Source organism: Pseudomonas sp. JC1203, from assembly GCF_056175065.1.
The window spans coordinates 1-22,691 of sequence record NZ_JBWCAM010000006.1 but is presented as its reverse complement, the minus strand read 5'-3'; the positions used below and the strand labels follow the sequence as shown (position 1 = coordinate 22,691).

Sequence of the window (22,691 nt, the reverse complement as noted above, 5' to 3'; positions counted from 1 at the left end):
TTGCGCGCGGCATGGATCTTCGCGCGACCAAACCGTTGCCTGATGCAATAATATGTCGCATTACCGAAAACCCCCTGTTTTCACGGTTTGGCGCTGTAATAAGTTGTCGCTTGGCGACAAGGACAAGCGCTGGCCAGTCCTTACAATCCCCCCATCGCCCGCCATTACCAGGTGGGCGTTCCTCTTCAGGAGACTCCGATGTCCGTTGAGCATGCCCAGGTGCAACGCGCCGATTTCGACCAGGTGATGGTCCCCAACTACGCCCCGGCCGCCTTCATTCCCGTGCGCGGCGCAGGTTCGCGGGTGTGGGACCAGGCGGGTCGCGAACTGGTCGACTTCTCGGGCGGCATCGCCGTCAACGTGCTGGGCCACGCGCACCCGGCGCTGGTCAACGCGCTGACCGAGCAGGCCAACAAGGTCTGGCACGTGTCCAACGTGTTCACCAACGAGCCGGCCCTGCGCCTGGCCCACAAGCTGGTCGACGCCACCTTTGCCGACCGCGTGTTCTTCTGCAACTCCGGCGCCGAAGCCAACGAAGCTGCGTTCAAGCTGGCCCGCCGCGTGGCCCACGACAAGTTCGGCCCCGAGAAATACGAGATCATCGCCGCCACCAACAGCTTCCACGGCCGCACCCTGTTCACTGTGAGCGTTGGCGGCCAGCCGAAGTACTCCGACGGTTTCGGCCCGAAAATCACCGGCATCACCCACGTGCCGTACAACGACCTGGCCGCGCTGAAAGCCGCCGTCTCGGACAAGACCTGCGCCGTGGTGCTGGAGCCTATCCAGGGTGAAGGCGGCGTGCTGCCGGCGGACCTGGCCTACCTGCAAGGCGCCCGCGCGCTGTGCGACCAGCACAACGCACTGCTGGTGTTCGACGAAGTGCAGAGCGGCATGGGCCGCAGCGGCGAGCTGTTCGCCTACATGCACTACGGCGTCACCCCCGACATCCTGTCCAGCGCCAAGAGCCTGGGCGGCGGCTTCCCCATCGGCGCCATGCTGACCACCACCGAGCTGGCCAAGCACTTCGCCGTCGGCACCCACGGCACCACCTACGGCGGCAACCCGCTGGCGTGCGCCGTTGGCGAAGCAGTGATGGACGTGATCAACACCCCCGAAGTGCTGGCTGGCGTGAAGGCCAAGCACCAGCGTTTCAAGGCGCGCCTGGAGCAGATCGGCGAGCAGTACGGTGTGTTCACCCAGGTGCGTGGCCTGGGCCTGCTGATCGGCTGCGAGCTGAGCGAGGCCTGGAAAGGCAAGGCCAAGGATTTCTTCAACGCCGCCGAGCAGCACGACCTGATGATTCTGCAGGCCGGCCCGGACGTGGTGCGCTTTGCGCCTAGCCTGGTGATTGAAGACGCCGACATCGACGAAGGCCTGGACCGCTTCGAACGTGCCGTGCAACAACTGACCCAAGCCTGATTCCGGGCCGGTAAAGGCGGGCGTTGCGGCGCCCGCCGTTTTTTCCAAGCAATTCCAAGGAGTGACACCATGCTGGTAATGCGCCCCGCGCAAATGGCTGACCTGGCCGAGGTCCAACGCCTGGCCGCGGACAGCCCGATTGGTGTCACGTCCCTGCCGGACGATGCCGAGCGCCTGCGCGACAAGATCGCGGCGTCCGAGGCCTCGTTTGCCGCCGAGGTCAGCTTCAATGGCGAGGAAAGCTATTTCTTCGTCCTGGAAGACACCCAGACCCAGCGCCTCACGGGTTGCTCGGCCATCGTCGCGTCGGCGGGCTATTCCGAGCCTTTCTACAGTTTCCGTAATGAGACCTTCGTGCACGCCTCCCGCGAGCTGAAGATCCATAACAAGATTCACGTGCTGTCCCAGTGCCACGACCTGACCGGCAACAGCCTGCTCACCAGCTTCTACATGGTGCCGGAAATGGTCGGCAGCGCCTGGTCCGAGCTGACCTCGCGGGCACGCCTGCTGTTCATGGCCAACCACCCCGAGCGCTTCGCCGACTCGGTGGTGACCGAGATCGTCGGCTACAGCGACGACAACGGCGACTCGCCGTTCTGGGACGCCATCGGCCGCAACTTCTTCGACATCAACTACGCCGAGGCCGAGCGCCTGTGCGGCATCAAGAGCCGTACCTTCCTGGCCGAGCTGATGCCCCATTACCCGATCTACGTGCCGCTGCTGCCCGACGAAGCCCAGGAAGCCATGGGCCAGGTGCACCCGCGTGCGCAGATCACCTTCGACATCCTCATGCGCGAGGGTTTCGAGACCGACCACTACATCGACATCTTCGACGGCGGCCCGACGCTGCATGCGCGGGTCTCGGGCATTCGCTCCATCGCCCAGAGCCGTGTGGTGCCGGTCAAGCTCGACAGCGGCAACAGCGACGTGGTCAAGGGCGGGCGCCCCTACCTTGTGGCCAACGCCCAGCTGCAGGACTACCGCGCAGTGCTGCTGGAACTGGACTGGGTGCCCGGCAAGCCGGTGACCCTCAGCCTGGAAGCGGCCGAGGCACTGGGTGTGGGCGAGGGCGCCAGCGTGCGCCTGGTAGCGGTTTGATACCTGTCAATCACAGGTCGAGTTCTGCGGGTTGCCATCGCGGCCCGCGCAAGGAGAAAGCATGATCGTTCGTCCCGTACGCAGCAGCGATTTACCCGCGCTGATTGAGCTTGCGCGCAGCACCGGCACCGGCCTCACCACCTTGCCGGCCAACGAGGAGCGCCTGGCGCACCGCGTGGGCTGGGCCGAGAAGACCTTCCGGGGCGAAGCGGGGCGTGGCGACGCGGACTACCTGTTCGTGCTGGAAGACGATGACGGCAAAGTGGTGGGCATTTCCGCCATTGCCGGCGCCGTGGGGCTGCGCGAGCCCTGGTACAACTACCGGGTGGGCCTGACCGTCAGTGCATCGCAGGAACTGAACATCTACCGGGAAATTCCCACGCTGTTCCTGGCCAACGACCTGACCGGCAACTCCGAGCTGTGCTCGCTGTTCCTGCGCAGCGAATTCCGCACCGGCCTCAACGGCCGCCTGCTGTCCAAGGCGCGGTTGATGTTCATCGCCGAGTTCCCGCAGTTGTTCGGCAACAAGATCATCGCCGAAATGCGTGGCATGTCCGATGAAGCCGGGCGTTCGCCGTTCTGGGAAAGCCTGGGCCGGCACTTCTTCAAGATGGAATTCAGCCAGGCCGACTACCTCACCGGCGTCGGCAACAAGGCGTTCATCGCCGAACTGATGCCCAAGTTTCCGCTGTACACCTGCTTCCTGTCCGAGGCGGCGCGCAGCGTCATCGGCCGCGTGCACACCGACACCGAGCCGGCGCTGACCATGCTCAAGGCCGAAGGCTTCAGCTACCAGGGCTACGTCGACATTTTCGACGCCGGCCCGGCGGTGGAGTGCGAGACCGCGAAGATCCGCGCCGTGCATGACAGCGAGGCGCTGGTGCTGGCCGTCGGCACCCCGGGTGACGACGCCACGCCGTTCCTGATTCACAACCGCAAGCGCGAGGAGTGCCGCATTACCGCGGCCCCGGCACGCCTGGCGGCCGGCACCCTGGTGGTCGACCCGCTGACCGCCAAGCGCCTGCGCCTGAGCGCCGGCGACCAGGTGCGCGCTGTCAGCCTGGCGCCCCAGGCCCCACGGGAGGTGCGTAAATGAGCACGTTGTACTTTGGTGGCCAATGGCTGGCCGGCACGGGCGAAGCCCTGCAGTCCCTCAACCCGGTGAGCCAGGCCGTACTGTGGCAAGGCCGCGCGGCCAGTGCCGAGCAGGTCGACCAGGCGGTGTACGCTGCCCGCCAGGCGTTCGTGGGGTGGGCGTCGCGCACCCTGGATGAGCGCATCAACGTCATCGAGCGCTTCGCCGCCACCCTGAAGGAGCGCGCTGATGACATCGCCCGCTGCATCGGTGAGGAAACCGGCAAGCCGCTGTGGGAAGCCGCCACCGAAGTGACCAGCATGGTCAACAAGGTCGCCATCTCCATCCAGAGCTACCGCGAGCGCACCGGCGAGAAGAGCGGGCCACTGGCCGACGCCACCGCCGTGCTGCGCCACAAGCCCCACGGTGTGGTGGCGGTGTTTGGCCCCTACAATTTCCCCGGCCACCTGCCCAACGGCCATATCGTGCCGGCGCTGCTGGCCGGCAACGCGGTGCTGTTCAAGCCCAGCGAGCTGACGCCGAAAGTCGCCGAGCTCACCGTCAAGTGCTGGATCGACGCGGGCCTGCCGGCAGGCGTGCTCAGCCTGCTGCAGGGCGCCCGTGACACGGGGGTGGCGCTGGCTGCCCACGAGGGCATCGACGGGCTGTTCTTCACCGGCTCCAGCCGTACCGGCAATTCCCTGCACAGCCAGTTTGCCGGGCGCCCGGACAAGATCCTGGCCCTGGAAATGGGGGGCAACAACCCGCTGGTGGTCGAGCAGGTGCAGGATCTGGAAGCCGCGGTGTACACCATCATCCAGTCGGCGTTCATTTCCGCCGGCCAGCGCTGCACCTGCGCGCGCCGCCTGCTGGTGCCCGAAGGCGCCTGGGGTGACGCGCTGCTCAGCCGCCTGGTGGCCGTGGCCGGCAACCTGGTGGTGGGCGCGTACGACCAGCAGCCCGCGCCGTTCATGGGTTCGGTGGTGTCGCTGGGCGCTGCCCAGGCGCTGCTCGACGCCCAGGCGCAGTTGCTGGCCAAGGGCGCCACGGCGCTGTTGTCCATGACCCAGCCGCAAGCCAATGCCGCGCTGCTGACCGCCGGCATCCTCGATGTGACTGCCGTGCAGGATCGCCCGGACGAAGAGTGGTTCGGGCCGCTGCTGCAGGTGATCCGCTACGCTGGGTTCGAGCAGGCCATCGCCGAGGCCAACAACACCCAGTACGGCCTGGCCGCCGGGCTGTTGTCCGACTCCGAGGCGCGCTACCGGCAGTTCTGGCTGCAAAGCCGCGCCGGCATCGTCAATTGGAACAAGCAGCTCACCGGCGCCGCCAGCAGCGCGCCGTTCGGTGGCGTCGGCGCTTCGGGCAACCACCGCGCCAGTGCCTATTACGCGGCCGACTATTGCGCCTACCCGGTGGCGTCGCTGGAAGCGCCCACCGTCAGCCTGCCCGCCAGCCTGACCCCGGGCGTGAAGCTGTGAGCAACTGCATAACAACGAGATCCATGGAGCCTGGCCGATGAAAGCCTATGAAGTGAACTTTGACGGTCTGGTAGGCCCGACCCACAACTACGGTGGGTTGTCCTACGGCAACGTTGCCTCGCAGAGCAATAGCCAGCAGGCGTCCAACCCGCGTGAAGCGGCGCGCCAGGGCCTGGCGAAAATGAAGGCGCTGATGGAAATGGGCTTCGTCCAGGGCGTGCTCGCGCCCCAAGAGCGCCCGGACGTGGCGGCCCTGCGCGCGCTGGGCTTTGCCGGCAGCGACGCCCAGGTCATCGAGCGTGCCGCCCGTGAGGCCATGCCGTTGCTGGTGGCCAGCTGCTCGGCGTCGAGCATGTGGGTGGCCAACGCCGCCACGGTCAGCCCCAGCGCCGACACCGCCGATGGCCGCGTGCACTTCACCGCCGCCAACCTCAACTGCAAGTACCACCGCAGCGTCGAGCACCCCACCACCAGCCGGGTGCTGGGGGCGATGTTCGCCGATGACCGCCACTTTGCCCATCACGCCGCCTTGCCTGCCGTTGGTCAGTTCGGCGACGAAGGCGCGGCCAACCACACGCGTTTCTGCCGCAGCTATGGCGAGCCGGGCGTGGAATTCTTTGTGTTCGGCCGCAGCGCCTTCGATGCGCGCTACCCGGCGCCGCAGAAATACCCGGCACGGCAGACGCTAGAGGCCTCCCAGGCTGTCGCGCGGCTGCATGGCCTGAGCGAGGAGGGCGTGGTCTTCGCCCAGCAGAACCCGGCGGTAATCGACCAGGGCGTGTTCCACAACGATGTGATTGCGGTGGGCAACGGCGAGTTGCTGTTCCATCACGAGGACGCCTTCCTGGACACCGCGCCGATGCTGGCGCAACTGCAGGCTAAACTGGCGAAACGGGGCGGCAACTTCCAGGCGGTGTGCGTGCCGCGCAACGAGGTGTCGGTGGAGGACGCGGTGCGTTCCTACCTGTTCAATAGCCAGCTGCTGTCGCGCGCCGATGGCGCCATGCTGTTGATCGTGCCGGAAGAGTGCCGCGCCAACGAGCGTGTATGGAATTACCTGCAGCGCCTGACCGCCCAGGGCGGCCCGGTTGCCGAGGTCAAGGTGTTCGACCTCAAGCAGAGCATGCAGAACGGCGGTGGCCCGGCGTGCCTGCGCTTGCGCGTGGCGCTCAACGAAACCGAGCTGGCCGCGGTGAACCCTGGCGTGATCATGACCGCGCCGTTGTACGACACACTCACCCAATGGGTGGACCGCCACTACCGCGATCGCCTCGGCGAGGCGGACCTGGCCGACCCGCAATTGCTGCTGGAGTGTCGCACGGCATTGGATGAACTGACGCAAATCCTTAAACTGGGCTCGGTTTACCCATTCCAACTTCAACCTTGAGAGATTTTTCCCATGTCCGACGCCCTGCGGCTGATTCTTGAAGACACCGACGGTACCCAGCTGGAAACCTCCTGCACCCGTCTTGCCGTGGTTTGGCAAGGCAAGGAGCTGTGGATTCAGCAGGACGGCCGCGGCCAGCTGCTGATCGGCGTTGACGTAGAGGAAGGCGATGCCGAATACGCCAACCTGCTGCTGCGCCCACTGGCCACCAACCTGGTCAGCCTGCAACTGGAAATGGAACCGGCCGACGCCGGTGAAGACGACGACCATGTGCATGGTCCGGACTGCAACCACTAAGGACCGAAGCCTATGCTCGCCCTCGGCAAGCTGCTTGAATTGACCCTCGCCGGCCGTGAGCCGGCAGAGAAAACTCAGCTGACGGTCGAAGGCGTGCGCATGCGCTGGCTCGGCGAGGGGGCCCTTGAGGTCCGCCCGCCGGAAGCCCGCGACAACGGCCTGGACCTGCTGTTGTCGGCGGGCATCCACGGTAACGAAACAGCGCCCATCGAGCTGCTCGATGGCCTGTTGCATGACATTGCACGCGGCACCTTGAAGCCGCGCGCGCGCATTCTTTTCCTGTTCGGCAACCCCGAAGCGATCCGTCGCGGCGAGCGTTACCTGGAACAGGACGTCAACCGCCTGTTCAACGGCCGCCACGAGCTGTCCAGTGGCCCCGAGGCCCTGCGCGCCTGCGAGCTGGAGCGGCTGGCGGCGACATTCTTCAGCCTGCCTGGGCGCACGCGCCTGCACTACGACCTGCACACCGCCATTCGCGGCTCGAAGATCGAGCAGTTTGCCTTGTACCCGTTCAAGGACGGCCGCGAGCACTCATCGCGCGAGCTGGCGCGCCTGGAGGCGGCCGGCATGGAAGCGGTGCTGCTGCAGAGCAAGACCTCCATCACCTTCACCGCCTACACCTACGAGCAACTGGAGGCCGAGGCCTTCACGCTAGAACTGGGCAAGGCGCGGCCGTTCGGGCACAACCAGCAGGTGAACCTGACACTGCTGGAAACCCGCTTGAAGCACATCATCGAAGGTGACGAGCCCGAGGTGGGCGAGCCGAAGGCATTGAAGGTATTCCGCGTGGCCCGTGAAGTGATCAAGCACAGCGATGCCTTCCGCCTGCACTTGCCGGCCGATGTCGAGAATTTTTCCGAGTTGCCCCAGGGCTACCTGCTGGCCGAAGACCTGGCCGAGTGCCGCTGGATCGTGGAGGAGGAGGGTGCGCGCATCATTTTCCCCAACCCGAAGGTCAAGAACGGCCTGCGTGCCGGTATTCTGATAGTCCCTGCCTGACCTGTAACCGCTGCCTTCAGACCTTCAGCGTACAAAAAGGCCAGCGCAGCCTGGCGGCAGCGGCTACGGGAATTGCGTCGTAGCCGCTGCCGAAGGCTGCGCTGGCCCTTCAAACCGATAGAAAGCTATCAGGCAACCTTGTGCTGTGCAGTCAGGCGGCGCAGCGCGCGTACTTTCTGCAGGGTGTCGGCGCAGGTGTTCGCCGCTTCGTGGCCCTTGTGCAGGAAGTGCTTGAAGAAGTAGTCGTGATGTTCCTGGCCGTGGAAGTTGTGCGGGGTCAGCGATACCGAGAACACCGGTACTTCGGTTTCCAACTGCACTTGCATCAGCGCGTCGACCACGGTGGCGGCGACGAAGTCGTGACGGTAGATACCGCCGTCCACGACCAGTGCGGCGCCGACGATGCCGGCATAACGGCCGGTCTTGGCCAGCAGCTTGGCGTGCAACGGAATTTCAAAGGCGCCGCCTACTTCATAGACGTCGATGTCGCTTTCCTGGTAGCCCAGCTGGGTAATCTGCTCGACAAAACCGATACGGGCCTGGTCGACGATATCCTTGTGCCAGCAGGCCTGGATAAAGGCGATACGCTCGTTTGCGTGGCTTTTGCTGTCGATTGCGGTGGGTTGCATCTACGTTGACTCCTGTTTGTATGAAAAACAGGGCAGTTGGATCGAATGGGATTCAAGGGTACGCGGCATGCCGTCGGCCCTTGTGTACCAATCCCGTTCTCTCTTCATCCGGACTATGACCGTCGGCCCCGGGATCACACCGGGTCTGCTGACCTTGCCAGGCTTGCACCTGCCAAGCGCTCGCGGGCTAGACGCATTGCGCGCCATTACCGCCGGTGGGGAATCGCACCCCGCCCTGAGAACGTTGCCGCCCATTGGTAGGCGGCAAACGATTTTTAACATACTTTTTTGCACTGTGCATCGTCTGCGCGCTAACGATTTAGTCGTAGACGACACTAATCCCCGTCGCAGTGGCCACGGGGGCGTGCGTGTTTTTTTTTCGCGAATTAACCGTATATTGACAAGCTGAGCACTGTATATAATACGGCCCTTTGCCGTCGAAACGTCCGCGGACGTTACGCACTGGCCTATGGCCGCAGCCTGTCGTGGAAGAACCTAATGAAAAGCGCAGAAATCCGTGAAGCCTTCCTTCGCTTCTTCGAAGAGCAAGGCCACACCCGTGTAGCCTCCAGCTCCTTGATCCCGGGCAATGACCCAACCCTGCTGTTCACCAACGCGGGCATGAACCAGTTCAAGGATTGTTTCCTGGGCCAGGAAAAGCGCGCGTATACCCGTGCAGTCAGCAGCCAGAAATGCGTGCGTGCCGGCGGCAAGCACAATGACCTGGAAAACGTTGGCTACACCGCTCGTCACCACACTTTCTTCGAAATGCTGGGCAACTTCAGCTTCGGTGACTACTTCAAGCGCGATGCCATCACCTACGCCTGGACCTTCCTGACTTCGCCGCAGTGGCTGAACCTGCCCAAGGAAAAGCTCTGGGTAACGGTCTACGCCAGCGATGACGAAGCCTACGATATCTGGACCAAGGAAGTCGGCGTGCCGGCCGAGCGCATGGTGCGCATCGGCGACAACAAGGGCGCCCCGTACGCCTCCGACAACTTCTGGACCATGGGTGACACCGGCCCGTGCGGCCCGTGCACCGAGATCTTCTTCGACCACGGCGCCGACATCTGGGGCGGCCCACCCGGCTCGCCGGAAGAAGACGGCGACCGCTACATCGAGATCTGGAACAACGTCTTCATGCAGTTCAACCGCACCGCCGACGGCGTGCTGCACCCGCTGCCAGCGCCGTCGGTGGACACCGGCATGGGCCTGGAGCGCATCAGCGCCGTGCTGCAGCACGTGCACTCGAACTACGAGATCGACCTGTTCCAGAGCCTGCTGGCCGCTTCCGCCCAGGCCATTGGTTGCAGCAACGACAACCAGCCTTCGCTGAAAGTGGTGGCTGACCACATCCGTTCCTGCGGCTTCCTGATTGCCGACGGCGTGCTGCCGTCCAACGAAGGCCGCGGCTACGTGCTGCGTCGCATCATTCGTCGCGCCTGCCGCCACGGCAACAAGCTGGGCGCCAAGGGCAGTTTCTTCTACCAGATCGTCGCGGCCCTGGCGGCCGAGATGGGCGAAGCCTTCCCTGAACTCAAGGCCCAGCAGGCGCACATCGAGCGCGTGCTGAAAGCCGAGGAAGAGCAGTTCGCCAAGACCCTGGAGCAGGGCCTGAAAATTCTCGAAGCCGACCTGGCCGAGCTGAAAGGCAACGTGGTCCCGGGCGACGTGGTGTTCAAGCTGTACGACACCTACGGCTTCCCGATGGACCTGACCGGCGACATCGCCCGTGAGCGCAACCTGACCCTGGACGAAGCCGGCTTCGAAAAGGAAATGGAAGCCCAGCGCGTGCGTGCCCGTTCCGCCAGCTCGTTCGGCATGGACTACAACGCCCTGGTCAAGGTCGACGTACCGACCGTGTTCACTGGCTACAACAGCACCCAGTCCAGCGCCAAGGTCGTCGCCCTGTACAAGGAAGGCGTCTCGGTGCAGCAGCTGGCCGAAGGCGAGGAAGGCGTGGTCATCCTCGACCAGACCCCGTTCTACGGCGAGTCCGGCGGCCAGGTGGGTGACCGTGGCTACCTGCTGGCCGGCAATGGCCGCTTCGATGTGCGTGACACCACCAAGACCGGCGGCGCGTTCCTGCACCACGGCGTGGTTTCGCTGGGCAACCTGAGCGTCGGCACCGAGCTGACCGCCCAGGTGGACAGCGACATGCAGCACGCCACCTCGCTGAACCACTCTGCTACCCACTTGCTGCACGCGGCCCTGCGCCAGGTGCTGGGCGAGCACGTGCAGCAGAAAGGCTCGCTGGTGGACAGCCAGCGCCTGCGCTTCGACTTCAGCCACTTCGAGGCCATCAAGCCTGAGCAGATCAAGGCGCTGGAAGACATCGTCAACGCCGAGATCCGCAAGAACAGCGCGGTGGAAACCGTGGAAACCGACATCGACACCGCTCGTGCCAAGGGCGCCATGGCGCTGTTTGGCGAGAAATACGGTGACCAGGTGCGCGTGCTGAGCATGGGCGGCGACTTCTCCGTCGAGCTGTGTGGTGGCATTCACGCCAACCGTACCGGCGACATCGCCCTGTTCAAGATCATCAGCGAAGGTGGCGTGGCCTCGGGCGTGCGCCGTATCGAAGGCGTCACCGGTGCCGCCGCACTGGCTTACCTGAACGCTGCGGAAGAGCAGCTCAAGGAAGCCGCGCAGCTGGTCAAGGGCAGCCGCGACAACCTGATCGACAAGTTGTCGGCCGTGCTGGAGCGCAACCGCCAGCTGGAAAAACAACTGGAACAACTGCAAGCCAAGGCCGCCAGCGCGGCCGGTGACGACCTGTCGGCCTCGGCCGTGGACGTCAAGGGCGTTAAAGTCCTGGCGGCACGCCTGGACGGCATGGACGGCAAGGCGCTGCTGGCGCTGGTCGACCAGCTGAAGAACAAGCTGGGCGAGGGCGTGATCCTGCTCGGTGGCGTGCACGAGGAAAAAGTGGTGCTGGTGGCCGGCGTCACCAAGGAACTGACTTCGAAACTGAAGGCCGGTGACCTGATGAAGCAGGCTGCCGCGGCAGTCGGCGGCAAGGGCGGCGGCCGTCCGGACATGGCCCAGGGTGGCGGCGTCGATGCCGGCGCGCTGGACGCAGCCCTGGCCCTGACCGTGCCGTTCGTCGAACAAGGTCTCTGATTCATCCTCGCGGGTACCTGTTGTCTAGTAGCAGGTTTCCGCGTTGTAGCGTTTGAATGTTTAATGGGCGCCCTTCACGGGCTGAGGCGGCTTTGAAATGGCTTTGATCGTACAAAAATTCGGAGGCACCTCCGTCGGCACCGTCGAGCGTATCGAGCAGGTAGCCGAGAAGGTTAAGAAATTCCGCGAAGCCGGCGACGACCTGGTGGTTGTACTGTCTGCCATGAGCGGCGAGACCAATCGCCTGATCGAACTGGCCAAACAGGCCAGCGGCGGCGACCAGCCGGTCCCGCGCGAGCTGGACGTGATCGTTTCCACCGGTGAGCAGGTCACCATTGCCTTGCTGGCCATGGCGCTGATCAAGCGCGGCGTGCCGGCGGTATCCTATACCGGCAACCAGGTGCGCATTCTCACTGACAGCTCGCACACCAAGGCGCGTATCCTGCAGATCGACGACCAGAAGATCCGTTCCGACCTCAAGGCCGGCCGTGTCGTGGTCGTGGCAGGCTTCCAGGGTGTGGACGAGCAGGGCAACATCACTACCCTGGGCCGTGGCGGCTCCGACACCACCGGTGTCGCGCTGGCAGCTGCGCTGAAGGCCGATGAGTGCCAGATCTACACCGACGTCGATGGTGTGTACACCACCGACCCGCGCGTGGTGTCCACGGCCCAGCGCCTGGACAAGATCACCTTTGAAGAGATGCTGGAAATGGCCAGCCTCGGTTCCAAGGTGCTGCAGATCCGCGCGGTCGAGTTCGCCGGCAAGTACAACGTCCCGCTGCGCGTGCTGCACAGCTTCCAGGAGGGTCCGGGCACCCTCATTACTATCGATGAAGAGGAATCCATGGAACAGCCGATCATTTCCGGCATCGCCTTCAACCGCGATGAAGCCAAGCTGACCATCCGTGGCGTACCGGATACCCCGGGCGTGGCGTTCAAGATCCTGGGCCCCATCAGCGGCGCCAACATTGAAGTGGACATGATCGTGCAGAATGTTTCGCACGATAACACCACCGACTTCACCTTCACCGTGCACCGCAACGACTACCAGTCGGCGCTGCAGGTGCTGGAAAACACCGCCAGCGAAATCGGCGCGCGCCAGGTCATCGGCGACACCAAGATCGCCAAGGTGTCCATCGTCGGCGTCGGCATGCGTTCGCACGCCGGTGTTGCCAGCCGCATGTTCGAAGCGCTGGCCAAGGAGAGCATCAACATCCAGATGATCTCCACCTCCGAAATCAAGGTTTCGGTAGTGATCGAAGAGAAGTACCTGGAACTGGCGGTGCGCGCCCTGCACACCGCTTTCGAGCTGGACGCTGCCCGCCAGGGCGAGTAACCCGTTCAGTACAAGAGGCGCGGCTTAGCCGCGCCTTTTGCTTTTTTGCAGATTGTGTTTGTTCCCACTGCGGTGGGTGAGGAGAGAAGTAATGCTGATTCTGACTCGTCGGTGCGCGGAAAGCCTGGTGATTGGTGATGGTGAGATCACCGTGACCGTGCTCGGCGTCAAGGGCAACCAGGTGCGTATCGGCGTCAACGCCCCGAAAGAGGTGGCTGTACACCGCGAGGAAATCTACCTGCGGATCAAGGAAGAGCAGGCCGAGGAACCAAGTGCTTAATTAATTTAGGTTTTTTTGAAAAAAGTGCTTGCGTCAAAAAGGGGCTATCGATAATATACGCCCCGTGTTGCGGAGAGCTGGCCGAGTGGCCGAAGGCGCTCCCCTGCTAAGGGAGTACACCTCAAAAGGGTGTCGGGGGTTCGAATCCCCCGTTCTCCGCCATTATTTCTTTAGGGCGTTGAAAGCTGGCTTTTTAGGTAAGTTGTTGAAATTACTGAAAAAAGTGCTTTACAAAAAGTTTCAACGAACTATGATGCGCGGCAACATATGCACTCGTAGCTCAGCTGGATAGAGTACTCGGCTACGAACCGAGCGGTCACAGGTTCGAATCCTGTCGAGTGCACCATTTAAGAAGATTGTTTCGGTAACGAAAGAGCCTTCTTGCAACAACCAGAGGTGATCTGGTCCATCAAGTACCATTGTGCACTCGTAGCTCAGCTGGATAGAGTACTCGGCTACGAACCGAGCGGTCACAGGTTCGAATCCTGTCGAGTGCACCATTTTACGAAGGTTGTTTCGGTTAACGAAAGAGCCTTCAGCTTCAACCAGAGGTGATCTGGTCTACCAAGCACCAACCCTGCACTCGTAGCTCAGCTGGATAGAGTACTCGGCTACGAACCGAGCGGTCACAGGTTCGAATCCTGTCGAGTGCACCATACAAGTGAAAGCCCGCCTTCTTCTGAAGGCGGGCTTTTTGCTTTCTGGGAGCGGGCTCTGCCCGCGAAGGTATTGCTGCATAGCACCTGCTAAACCGCAGTGCTCTCTTCGCGGGCAGAGCCCACTCCCGCGTAGCAGCGGCCCCAGGCCGCGTCCCAGGCGCCGCCGATCAAGGTGCCTCACTCATTCGCCTCATCTCGTCATCCAGGCCCTTGCGCTCCGTCCGCTCCTTGGCAGCCGAACGCTCGCTCTGGCTGCTCAAATGCGGGTGGTAGGCCTGCTGCAGGCTCTGCAGCGTCCCTGGCGGGCATTGCTGGGTGGTGAACGTCAGGTGCCCATCCTCATCCTCGCAACGCGACACGGTCTGTGCCAGTGCACCCAGGGCAGGGCACAGCAGCAGCCCCGCCAGTAGCCAACGCTTGGTTTGCATCGAACGTCCTCCATGACTATGCGGTCCAAAGCGTAACGGCAATTGCGCTGCCTGGGGCTGTGATTTCTTTTCCATATGCGTCGTCGTAGTTCCCGGTACTCGAACCGCGCCCAGATTTCGCGCGCAAGCATTTGTTCTTGCCAGATTTTTTCGCGTTAAAAGCCGGCAGCCGGTGTATCATTGCGCCCGTCAGCCCCGCCGGGGCTTTGGACTATTTCCATGGACTTACCCAGTAGTTACTCAATAGCTCGCTACACCAATCAAGAATCGACCGATTGAACCTCTGGCGTGCTCCGCTGCTGGGGGTGGAGTTCGCCTATGACCGAAGTAGAAGTTAAAAAGCCGCAGGACAGCCTGCAGGACCGCCTGGCCCAGGTGGTCGATTTGCTGCAGCGCCAGCGCGTGGTCGAAGACCTGACGCACCGTCAGGAAGGCCAGCACGCCGATCTGGTCGAAAACCTGGTTCACCGGCAGAACCTGGTCGAGCTGCAACGCAAGCTCGATGACCTGCACTCCGCCGACGTCGCCTACATCCTCGAAGCCTTGCCCCTGGAAGACCGCCTGACGGTCTGGCAGCTGGTCAAGGTGGAGCGCGATGGCGACATCCTCCTGGAAGTATCCGACTCGGTGCGCGAGACCCTGATCGCCGACATGGACGATCACGAGCTGCTGGCCGCCGCCAAGGAGATGGACGCCGACGAACTCGCCGACCTTGCCCCCGAACTGCCCCGCGATGTAGTGCACGAGCTGATGGAAAGCCTCGATGCGCAGCAGCGTGAGCGCGTGCGTTCGGCGTTGAGCTACGACGAGGAGCAGGTGGGTGCGCTGATGGACTTCGAGATGGTCACCATCCGCGAAGACGTCAGCCTGGAAGTGGTGCTGCGTTACCTGCGCCGCCTGAAGGAATTGCCCGGCCACACCGACAAGCTGTTCGTGGTCGACCACGACGGCGTGCTCAAGGGTGTGCTGCCCATCAAGCGCCTGCTGGTCAACGACCCGGAGAAGCAGGTGGCGGAAGTCATGGCCAACGACCCCGTGTCGTTCCACCCTGACGAGGACGCCTACGACGCCGCCCAGGCGTTCGAGCGCTATGACCTGATCTCGGCGCCCGTGGTGGACAAGAACGCCCGCCTGATCGGCCGCCTGACCATCGACGAGATGGTCGACCTGATTCGTGAGGAGAGCGAGACTGAAGTCCTCAACATGGCCGGTTTGCGCGAAGAAGAAGACATCTTTGCCTCGGTATGGCGCTCACTGCGCAACCGCTGGTCGTGGCTGGCCATCAACCTGATCACCGCCTTCGTCGCCTCGCGGGTGATCGGCCTGTTCGAAGGCTCCATCGAACGCCTGGTGGCCCTGGCCGCGCTGATGCCCATCGTTGCCGGCATCGGTGGCAACTCCGGCAACCAGACCATCACCATGATCGTGCGCGCCATGGCGCTGGACCAGGTGAGCCCGGGCAACAGCAACACCACGCGCCTGCTGCGCAAGGAACTGGCAGTGTCGTTGATCAACGGCATCGTCTGGGGCGGGGTGATCGGCGTGGTGGCCTACCTGCTCTATGGCAGTTGGTCACTGGGCGTGGTGATGACTGCGGCCATGACCCTCAACCTGCTGCTGGCGGCCTTCATGGGCGTCATAATCCCCATGACCCTGGCCAGGTTCGGCCGCGACCCGGCCATGGGCTCCAGCGTGATGATCACCGCCATGACCGACAGCGGCGGCTTCTTCATCTTCCTGGGCCTTGCCACCCTGTTCCTGATGTAGGCCAAACCAGCGCCCACAAAAAAGCCAGCTTTCGCTGGCTTTTTTCATGGGCTTTTGGCGAGCGCTCACGAGGCGTCGGCAGTGGCCTCGGCGTTGTGGTCGATCAGCGACACCAGCGCGTTCTGCTGGCGGTGCGACAGTTGGCGGAAGCGTTGCAGCAGTTCACGCTCGTGCAGCGACAGCTCCGGGCTGTCCAGGCGCATGCTCAGCTCTTCGCCCAGGGCGCCTTCCTGAATCAGGCTCTGTTCCAGGCGGGCGATGATTTCCGAGTTCATGCTACGGTGATGATTACGAGCTACCTCTGCAATGCGCTCACGCATTCCATCGGGAAGGCGTACGACGAATTTGTCAGCCGTACGGCTGGAGTAAATAGCCTGTTTCATTGGGCGCATATATTTGACCGTTTAGTTCAGGGGGAGCGGTTCTCGAAATTAGCCGCACGATGTGTTTACGACAGTCGATACAGCAAAAGTTCAACCTGAATTGTGAAAGAGGCTTCTATGATGCCTCATATTCGCCATTTCATTGGCGCCAATTCTGTGACAAATATTGAACTGAATAAGGGCTTTTTGCCAGCACCAATTGTCGAAAATGAGCACTGGTTGGAAAATCCCCGTTCGCCTATCGACCGCTCGGTTTTCGTCCTGCTATCTCAAGAGGTGCTCTGGCTCGTCCCGTACAACCTGTGCACAATGACGCGCGAGCTACCCTATGATTCAGCATAGTGGCATTTTGGCAGGTTGCCAGCATGCTGCCATATAGAGCGATGAGATGTCGGGACGTTTGATCTACCTGATGGGGCCTTCCGGGGCCGGCAAGGACAGTGTCATCGATGCGGCGCGCGGCGCCTTGCAGCAAGCTGACGTGCACGTGGTGCGGCGCACCATCACCCGGTCCGCGGAGGCCGTGGGTGAGCACGCCATTGGTGTCAGCCCGGAAACCTTCGCGCACCTGCGCGCGGCGGGCGAGTTTGCCATGAATTGGCAGGCCAACGGTTTGCAATATGGTATCGGCCGTGACATCAATGCGCGCCTTGCCAGTGGCCAGCACGTACTGGTCAACGGTTCCCGCGCCTGGCTGCCCCAGGCCCTGCAGCTCTACCCCGACCTGGTGCCGGTGCTGATCACCGTCGACAGCACCGTGCTGCGCCAGCGCCTGCAGGCCCGTGGCCGCGAAACAGAGGCGCAGATCGAAGAGCGCCTGGCGCGCAACGACCGCTTGCAGGCAGAACCCGGGCAATGGGAGGAGGGGAGTGTGCGCATCGAAGCGCTGGACAATTCCACCGACCTTGCGTCAGCGGTGCAGCGCCTGATGGCGCTGCTGGCCCGTCACGGCATCAGCGCAGCGACGGATCGAACTTGATCTTGCGGCCGCGCAGCAGCGCCAGCAGCAACAGCGCGGTCGACACCCCGCTGGTAATGCCCAGCACCGCGCTGGCTTGACCAGCGTCCGGTGGCAGCGTAACCGCGGCCAGGAAACTGGTGAGGGCAATCAGAAAAAAGGCCCATGCGCTTTTCGACATGTGCTGCTCCTTCAAAAGGTATAGCGGTCAGTATGGATCACCGGTGCTGATTCGCCCTGTTCCTGTTGCGACGTCAGTACCGACATCCCTCTGTGCGGTTTCATGTCTGCCAGCTGTGCGGCCGGCCGGGCCATGAAATGTTCCGCCTGGACATGCACCAGGGCGGCATCCGGTTGCTGCTCGTCATGAAAATGGAACGCCACCAGGGCGACCAGGGCCAAAGCATTGAGGGCAAAGAGGGTGCTGTTCATGGGGCTTGTCTCCGCAGAGTGAAGGGCTGCCTGGCCACTTTTTATGGAAGTGAATACAGCAGGCGCCGTGCCAACTCTGATGCGCGGATAAAACCCAGCATTTTCAGTAGTTTACAGTGTTTTCAAGGCAGTGGCAGATTGCAATCTGCAAGATGGCATTCTGGCAGCCTTGCAAAATGCACGGTCGCCGCGGGCCCCTGTTCCAGAGGGCTTGCGCCTTGCTGCGAAAAAGTTCCCTCGGCGTTGACCTTGCCTACAGGCAAAAAGGCCACGGATGACATGACAAATGCGGGGCGGGTGGTTACCATGCTCGCCGTCCATCGTGCTGCGGGTTCCTCGCAGCGCTCAGAAAGGTCTCAGTAGCTCAATTGGATAGAGCATCCCCCTCCTAAGGGGAAGGTTGGCAGTTCGAACCTGCCCTGGGACACCATATTGCTCGGCCCGCCAAGCTCGCCTGTCCTTCCTGGGCAGACATGGTGCGGCATCCTTTAGAACCCCTGCTACGCGTTGCTCGAAACCGACCCATCCCGGGTTAGAGATCAGGTTCGTAACAGCGATCTTGACGATATTGAGTAACCCTGGCGTCCTGCATATCGCATCATTTAAGAACGCTGCCTTTCGGGTAAAAGTGAGAGGTATCTGTCAATGCCAGATCATCCACAACCGCCCCAGCCATCTCATTCAAATAAACCGCAGCCCAAGCCAAATGCGCACCACCATCCCCCATCGCACTATCCAGCATCAGCTTGCTGGCACAATCACGCAAATGAGCGCTGTACTCCAACGCTGCTTGAACCGGAACATCGGGATTAACGCTGAATAACTTATGCCGCCCCTCATCGCCGCAGTTCGCAAACGAGGTTGTGCCAAGGGTGGTGTGTTGGTCGATTTCGTTCATGGGTGAATCTCCAGTGTTTACCAAGAGACCCATCACGTATCTGCCGCCAAGCAGAATAGGGTGACGGGTTACGCGAGGTTGGCGGACCGGAACACTGGGACCGGCACTCCCGAGGGAGTCCAAGCGCAACCCGCCATAACACAATGTCGCGGGCACAAAAAAAGCGCCTGCAACAGGATATGCGCGGCGCATCGCGCCATCATAGCCAAGCGCACCCGTATCCAGGGTGCTGCTTCGGGCTGCACTTTACGGTTGCCAGATGCCAGAAATACGCCAGGAGTACAAATGTACTCCTGGCGTATTTCCTCTATATATAGACCCGCCCCTGCGCCATAACGCCCCGCTAAATCCCCAACACCAACCGCCCCGACCGACTCCGCGAACAGCACAGCGCCATCTGGTCATTCAACGCCTTCTCCCCATCACTCAACACGCTATCGCGATGGCACGGCGTGCCGTTCACTACCCGCGTCAGGCACGCCCCACAAAAGCCCTGCTCACACGACACCGGCACTTCAACCCCAGCCGCCATCAACGCTTGGGCGATGGATTGTTCTGCCGGTACCTGCACCACCTGGCCCGTGGAATTGACCTGCACTTCGAATGCGTCGCCGACAGCCGTCTGGGCGGCCATGGGAGCGAACGCCTCCTGATGGATATGCGTCGCTGGCCAGCCCAATTCCTGCGCACGCTCGATCATGTGGCGCATGAAGGCTTCCGGGCCGCACAGGTATAGATGTGCGTTGGGGCCGGGTTGCAGGAGGTCGTCCGGCAAGTGCCGCCGTGGGCTCCGGTCCTGGTCACTGTGTTGCAGGTGCACTCGCTCTGCGCCGAACTGCGTTTCCAGCCGCTCGGCGTAGGCTGCTTCGGTGCGGGTGCGGGTGTAGTAGTGCAGGCTGAACGATTGTTGCTGTTCCTTTAATGCACTGGCCATGGACAGCAGCGGCGTGATGCCGATGCCGGCGGCTACCAGCACGTGGTGGTCGGCGGGCTGCAGGGCGAACAGGTTGCGCGGAGTGGAGATATCCAGTTGGGCGCCAACGGCCAGCACTTGATGGATGAACCGGGAACCGCCCCGCGACTCGGGTTCGCTTTTCACACACAGTTCGTAGTGGTCCAGGCGGGAGGGCGCGCTGGCGATCGAGTACTGGCGGGTGAGGGCGCCGGGCAGGAATACGTCGATGTGCGCGCCGGCAGCGAAGGCTGGCAGTGCCTGGCCGGGCAGCGGCTCCAGGCGTATGGCCAGGTTGCCCGCGCCCTCGGCGGCCAGTGCGGCGACTGTTACGGTGAGGCGGTTCATGGCGTGCCCTCAATACAGGAAGAACTGGCTCAGGCCCTGGTTGCGCAAGCCCTTGCGGTAGGCGATGGAGCTCATGTCCGCCGGGATGTGCACTTCCAGCATCGGGTCCAGCGGCAGGCGCTCGGGTTTCTGCGACTCGACGATCAGGCGGTCTTCTTCGAACACTTTGAGGTTGAACGCGTGGCAATCCTCCACCGGCAGGTCTTTATCGAAGTTGCGCGCGATGGGCGCGAACAGGCGGGTGACCTTCGATGACACCGGCGAGGCGGCATTCATGATCACCAGCCGGCCGTCGTTGGGGAAGTGCACGGTGAGGGTGGCGGTGAAGGGCAGGTGCACCTGGAAGTGCCGCAGCCAGTTGAAGTCGTCCGGCGCCTTGCCGTCGACGCCGATGGGGTAGTTGCCCACCGAGCTGTTGTAGTGCACTTCGAAGCCGCTGCCGGTTTCCACCGGGCGGTAGGGTGGAATCTGGGTGTTGTCGGGGTCGCCGAAGGTGTCGGTGTGCACGAAGCCGAAATGCGCGACGTCGAGGAAGCCTTCCAGCTGGCGCCCGGCGAACGCCTGGATGTCCACGGTGGGGCAGACGATTTGCTGGAAGTGCGGGTCTTCCCAGTGGGGCATCAGCGGGATGTCGACGCTGTCGCTTTGCAGGTCGAGACAGGTCCATACCAAGCCGTAGCGCTCAACGGCAGGGTAGGTGTGCAATTGCATGCGCGCCGGGATGGCGGCGTTGGGGCTGGCGGGCACTTTGTTGCAGCGGCCGCCGTTGCCGAAGCGCAGGCCGTGGTAGGGGCAGACTACGCCCTGGCCATCGCTTTTACCCATGGTGAGCGGCACCCCGCGGTGCGGGCAGACGTCACGCGCCACCACCAGTTCGTCGTCCATGCGGTATAGCACCAGGGGTTCGTCCAGCAGCATGGCCTTGACCGGTTCGCGGCCCACGGCGGCCGACTGCGCGACCGGGTACCAGTGGGCGGCCAGGATACGCCAGTCGCTTTCGATGAAGGTGCAGTGCAGGGGTAGGGAGCGATCTTGGTTCATGGTGTGTCACTCATCAGGCTTCAACGGTCTGCAAGGTGCGCGGTAGAGCGCTTATGGGTTGGACTTTAGAAGTGCGGCGTGATGAACTCCAGCATCGTTTTTTCACTGTCGCGTTGCAAAAAAGGCAACACATGTTCCCGTTCTCGCGTTTCACCCGTTACTTTCTGGAAGTGGCCAGGCACCGCAGCATCCGCCGTGCGGCGGAGGTGCTGCATGTGTCGGCGTCAGCCATTGACCGGCAGATCCTCAAGGTCGAAGAGGAGCTTGGCGTGCCGTTGTTCGAGCGGTTGCCCAGTGGCTTGCGGCTGACGGCGGCCGGGGAGCTGCTATTGGCCAACGCACGCCAATGGCAAAAGGACTACGGCCGCACGCGTGAGCAGATCGATGAAATGCAGGGGCTGCGCCGCGGCCATGTGGAGATCGGCCTGATCGACGCCTTGAGCGAGGGCATCGTCGCCGAGGCGGTGGCGGCATTGATGGCGCAGTACCCGGGGCTGACCTTTGGCATGAAGGTGGCGGACAACCAGAAAGTGGCGCAGATGATCACCACGGCCGAAGTGGATTTCGGCCTGATGCTCGACGCCAGCGGCAGCAGTGAGCTGGCCATCAATGCCAGCGTGCCTATAAAGATGGGGATCGCCATGCCGGTCTCACACCCGTTGGCGGGCAAGGCCAGCCTGCGGCTCAGCGAGACCCAGGGCGAAACGGTGATCTTCCCGGCCGAGCCGCTGGTGGTGCACAAGCATGTGCGCACCCTGCATGACCAGTTGCACCTGGACGTGCGGCAACGCGTGGCCTGCAACGACCTGCGCATGATGCGCTCGCTGATTCGCCAGGGCGTGGGGGTAGGGATGTTGTCCTGGCTGGACGTCGCCAGCGAAGTGGCCGAAGGGACAATCGCCTTCGTGCCGTTGACCGGCATTCACGTGAGCCACCCCGTGCTGTGCCTGTGTGTTGCGCCGCACCGGCAGCTGTCGCGCGCGGCGCTGTTGGCGCTGGCCGACGTGCGAGGCAGGTTGGCCGCTATATAGAAAGCGCCCCCCCCAAATTCTCCCGGCGTACCACCAAGGCGGCCCCGGGAGATGCCACTGACATAATTGGCCCGAAACAAACGGGTAGCACCGGCCGTTAGGCCGGGTCGCGCCGCGCGGGCGGCGCTCGATGTCATGAGGCTTGAAGATCCCCCGGCATGCACCTGGTGGCCCTTACGCGGTCGCCCGCGGGGATGCTTTTGACTCTAAAGACAATTCCTCGAAATTATCCCTTGACCTGCCTCCGAATCTCTCTATAATTCGCCCCACTTCCGGCGCAACCGAAACGGAAAACTCTCTGAGTATCAATGAGTTAACCGAAGTAAGCAGCTCCGAAAGGTTTCGATCTTAACGTCGAAAGCGGTGAAAGAGGTGGTTGACAGCAACGCAGGTTGCTGTAGAATTCGCCTCCCGCTAACGAGAGATCGAAGCGAGTCAAGTGGTTGAAGTTGTTAGAGATTCTCTGAAAAACTTCAAAATAAACGCTTGACAGGCTCTGAGGAAAGCGTAGAATGCGCGCCTCGGTTGAGACGAAAGAATCAACCAACCGCTCTTTAACAATTGAATCAAGCAATTCGTGTGGGTGCTTGTGACTCAGACTGATAGTCAAAAAGATTATCAGCATCATAAGTTACTCCGCGAGAAATCAAAGATGTAACCAACGATTGCT

General features: G+C 62.5%; 22 protein-coding genes, 5 tRNA genes and 1 riboswitch. Of the genes, 19 read left to right on the top strand and 8 right to left on the bottom strand.

Annotation, left to right across the window (positions count from 1 at the left end; genetic code table 11):
• The first annotated feature begins 198 nt into the window (after nucleotides 1-198).
• The 7 genes from AC0SZ7_RS10805 to astE all read left to right on the top strand — a co-directional run bounded on the left by AC0SZ7_RS10805 (nucleotide 199) and on the right by astE (nucleotide 7,756).
• Nucleotides 199-1,419 (top strand): aspartate aminotransferase family protein, encoded by a 1,221-nt coding sequence (locus tag AC0SZ7_RS10805; protein ID WP_475504396.1) that lies wholly within the window; start codon nucleotides 199-201, stop codon nucleotides 1,417-1,419.
• A gap of 69 nt (nucleotides 1,420-1,488) precedes the next feature.
• On the top strand, nucleotides 1,489-2,517 hold the full coding sequence (aruF, locus tag AC0SZ7_RS10800; RefSeq protein ID WP_475504395.1) for an arginine/ornithine succinyltransferase subunit alpha: 1,029 nt from the start codon (nucleotides 1,489-1,491) through the stop codon (nucleotides 2,515-2,517).
• A gap of 61 nt (nucleotides 2,518-2,578) precedes the next feature.
• Nucleotides 2,579-3,613, top strand: a complete 1,035-nt coding sequence (gene astA, locus AC0SZ7_RS10795) for an arginine N-succinyltransferase (RefSeq protein WP_475504394.1) — start codon at nucleotides 2,579-2,581, stop codon at nucleotides 3,611-3,613.
• A complete protein-coding gene (astD, locus tag AC0SZ7_RS10790; protein ID WP_475504393.1) occupies nucleotides 3,610-5,073 on the top strand; it encodes a succinylglutamate-semialdehyde dehydrogenase in 1,464 nt (487 codons plus the stop codon). The genes astA and astD overlap by 4 nt, the downstream gene beginning before the upstream one ends.
• Nucleotides 5,074-5,110: 37 nt before the next feature.
• Nucleotides 5,111-6,460: an N-succinylarginine dihydrolase gene (gene astB / locus AC0SZ7_RS10785; protein WP_475504392.1), complete on the top strand. Its 1,350-nt coding sequence runs from the start codon at nucleotides 5,111-5,113 to the stop codon at nucleotides 6,458-6,460.
• Between the two features lie 12 nt (nucleotides 6,461-6,472).
• The gene (locus AC0SZ7_RS10780) at nucleotides 6,473-6,757 is read left to right on the top strand and encodes a topoisomerase II (RefSeq protein ID WP_416426147.1); all 285 of its coding nucleotides are present in this window, start codon (nucleotides 6,473-6,475) and stop codon (nucleotides 6,755-6,757) included.
• A 12-nt stretch (nucleotides 6,758-6,769) separates the two neighbouring features.
• On the top strand, nucleotides 6,770-7,756 hold the full coding sequence (gene astE / locus AC0SZ7_RS10775) for a succinylglutamate desuccinylase (protein WP_475504391.1): 987 nt from the start codon (nucleotides 6,770-6,772) through the stop codon (nucleotides 7,754-7,756).
• Between the two features lie 128 nt (nucleotides 7,757-7,884).
• On the opposite strand, the gene AC0SZ7_RS10770 is transcribed toward astE, so the two are convergent.
• Nucleotides 7,885-8,385: a 6,7-dimethyl-8-ribityllumazine synthase gene (locus AC0SZ7_RS10770; RefSeq protein ID WP_475504390.1), complete on the bottom strand. Its 501-nt coding sequence runs from the start codon at nucleotides 8,383-8,385 to the stop codon at nucleotides 7,885-7,887.
• 91 nt (nucleotides 8,386-8,476) lie between these two features.
• Nucleotides 8,477-8,632: riboswitch (FMN riboswitch) on the bottom strand.
• Nucleotides 8,633-8,883: 251 nt separating this feature from the next.
• Between AC0SZ7_RS10770 and alaS the strand changes: the two genes are divergently transcribed.
• The 7 genes from alaS to AC0SZ7_RS10735 all read left to right on the top strand — a co-directional run bounded on the left by alaS (nucleotide 8,884) and on the right by AC0SZ7_RS10735 (nucleotide 13,780).
• Nucleotides 8,884-11,508, top strand: a complete 2,625-nt coding sequence (gene alaS / locus AC0SZ7_RS10765; RefSeq protein ID WP_475504389.1) for an alanine--tRNA ligase — start codon at nucleotides 8,884-8,886, stop codon at nucleotides 11,506-11,508.
• A 97-nt stretch (nucleotides 11,509-11,605) separates the two neighbouring features.
• A complete protein-coding gene (locus AC0SZ7_RS10760; protein WP_475504388.1) occupies nucleotides 11,606-12,844 on the top strand; it encodes an aspartate kinase in 1,239 nt (412 codons plus the stop codon).
• A gap of 91 nt (nucleotides 12,845-12,935) precedes the next feature.
• Entirely contained in the window at nucleotides 12,936-13,124 is a 189-nt protein-coding gene (gene csrA, locus AC0SZ7_RS10755; protein ID WP_027978649.1) for a carbon storage regulator CsrA, read from the top strand.
• A 71-nt stretch (nucleotides 13,125-13,195) separates the two neighbouring features.
• A tRNA-Ser gene (locus AC0SZ7_RS10750) sits at nucleotides 13,196-13,286 on the top strand.
• 107 nt (nucleotides 13,287-13,393) lie between these two features.
• Nucleotides 13,394-13,470 (top strand) — tRNA-Arg (locus tag AC0SZ7_RS10745).
• A 77-nt stretch (nucleotides 13,471-13,547) separates the two neighbouring features.
• Nucleotides 13,548-13,624: transfer RNA gene (locus tag AC0SZ7_RS10740), tRNA-Arg, on the top strand.
• Between the two features lie 79 nt (nucleotides 13,625-13,703).
• Nucleotides 13,704-13,780, top strand: a tRNA-Arg gene (locus AC0SZ7_RS10735).
• A gap of 170 nt (nucleotides 13,781-13,950) precedes the next feature.
• On the opposite strand, the gene AC0SZ7_RS10730 is transcribed toward AC0SZ7_RS10735, so the two are convergent.
• Nucleotides 13,951-14,211 carry a hypothetical protein gene (locus AC0SZ7_RS10730; RefSeq protein WP_475504387.1) on the bottom strand — a complete coding sequence of 87 codons (261 nt, stop codon included), beginning with the start codon at nucleotides 14,209-14,211 and terminating at the stop codon, nucleotides 13,951-13,953.
• Between the two features lie 318 nt (nucleotides 14,212-14,529).
• Between AC0SZ7_RS10730 and mgtE the strand changes: the two genes are divergently transcribed.
• Nucleotides 14,530-15,978 (top strand): magnesium transporter, encoded by a 1,449-nt coding sequence (mgtE, locus tag AC0SZ7_RS10725; protein ID WP_416426140.1) that lies wholly within the window; start codon nucleotides 14,530-14,532, stop codon nucleotides 15,976-15,978.
• Nucleotides 15,979-16,043: 65 nt separating this feature from the next.
• Here mgtE and AC0SZ7_RS10720 read toward each other — a convergent pair whose 3' ends face one another.
• Complete coding sequence (locus tag AC0SZ7_RS10720) at nucleotides 16,044-16,370, bottom strand: Arc family DNA-binding protein (RefSeq protein ID WP_027978646.1); 327 nt, start codon at nucleotides 16,368-16,370, stop codon at nucleotides 16,044-16,046.
• A 108-nt stretch (nucleotides 16,371-16,478) separates the two neighbouring features.
• Here AC0SZ7_RS10720 and AC0SZ7_RS10715 point away from each other — a divergent pair, with 108 nt between their 5' ends.
• Together AC0SZ7_RS10715 and phnN are read left to right on the top strand one after the other, a co-directional pair.
• The gene (locus tag AC0SZ7_RS10715; protein ID WP_475504386.1) at nucleotides 16,479-16,703 is read left to right on the top strand and encodes a hypothetical protein; all 225 of its coding nucleotides are present in this window, start codon (nucleotides 16,479-16,481) and stop codon (nucleotides 16,701-16,703) included.
• Between the two features lie 46 nt (nucleotides 16,704-16,749).
• Nucleotides 16,750-17,340: a phosphonate metabolism protein/1,5-bisphosphokinase (PRPP-forming) PhnN gene (gene phnN / locus AC0SZ7_RS10710; protein ID WP_475504385.1), complete on the top strand. Its 591-nt coding sequence runs from the start codon at nucleotides 16,750-16,752 to the stop codon at nucleotides 17,338-17,340.
• On the opposite strand, the gene AC0SZ7_RS10705 is transcribed toward phnN, so the two are convergent.
• Both AC0SZ7_RS10705 and AC0SZ7_RS10700 read right to left on the bottom strand, forming a co-directional pair.
• Complete coding sequence (locus tag AC0SZ7_RS10705) at nucleotides 17,315-17,500, bottom strand: PA3371 family protein (protein WP_475504384.1); 186 nt, start codon at nucleotides 17,498-17,500, stop codon at nucleotides 17,315-17,317. The two genes, phnN and AC0SZ7_RS10705, sit on opposite strands and share 26 nt — an antisense overlap.
• Before the next feature lie 11 nt (nucleotides 17,501-17,511).
• A complete protein-coding gene (locus AC0SZ7_RS10700; RefSeq protein WP_475504383.1) occupies nucleotides 17,512-17,751 on the bottom strand; it encodes a hypothetical protein in 240 nt (79 codons plus the stop codon).
• Nucleotides 17,752-18,104: 353 nt separating this feature from the next.
• On the opposite strand from AC0SZ7_RS10700, the gene AC0SZ7_RS10695 reads away from it, so the two are divergent.
• A tRNA-Arg gene (locus AC0SZ7_RS10695) sits at nucleotides 18,105-18,181 on the top strand.
• A 168-nt stretch (nucleotides 18,182-18,349) separates the two neighbouring features.
• On the opposite strand, the gene AC0SZ7_RS10690 is transcribed toward AC0SZ7_RS10695, so the two are convergent.
• The 3 genes from AC0SZ7_RS10690 to AC0SZ7_RS10680 all read right to left on the bottom strand — a co-directional run bounded on the left by AC0SZ7_RS10690 (nucleotide 18,350) and on the right by AC0SZ7_RS10680 (nucleotide 20,990).
• Entirely contained in the window at nucleotides 18,350-18,649 is a 300-nt protein-coding gene (locus tag AC0SZ7_RS10690; RefSeq protein WP_475504382.1) for a DUF3077 domain-containing protein, read from the bottom strand.
• Between the two features lie 343 nt (nucleotides 18,650-18,992).
• Nucleotides 18,993-19,949 carry a PDR/VanB family oxidoreductase gene (locus AC0SZ7_RS10685; protein ID WP_475504381.1) on the bottom strand — a complete coding sequence of 319 codons (957 nt, stop codon included), beginning with the start codon at nucleotides 19,947-19,949 and terminating at the stop codon, nucleotides 18,993-18,995.
• Between the two features lie 9 nt (nucleotides 19,950-19,958).
• Nucleotides 19,959-20,990 carry a Rieske 2Fe-2S domain-containing protein gene (locus AC0SZ7_RS10680; RefSeq protein WP_475504380.1) on the bottom strand — a complete coding sequence of 344 codons (1,032 nt, stop codon included), beginning with the start codon at nucleotides 20,988-20,990 and terminating at the stop codon, nucleotides 19,959-19,961.
• A gap of 131 nt (nucleotides 20,991-21,121) precedes the next feature.
• Here AC0SZ7_RS10680 and AC0SZ7_RS10675 point away from each other — a divergent pair, with 131 nt between their 5' ends.
• A complete protein-coding gene (locus tag AC0SZ7_RS10675) occupies nucleotides 21,122-22,021 on the top strand; it encodes a LysR family transcriptional regulator (RefSeq protein ID WP_475504379.1) in 900 nt (299 codons plus the stop codon).
• Nucleotides 22,022-22,691: the final 670 nt, after the last annotated feature.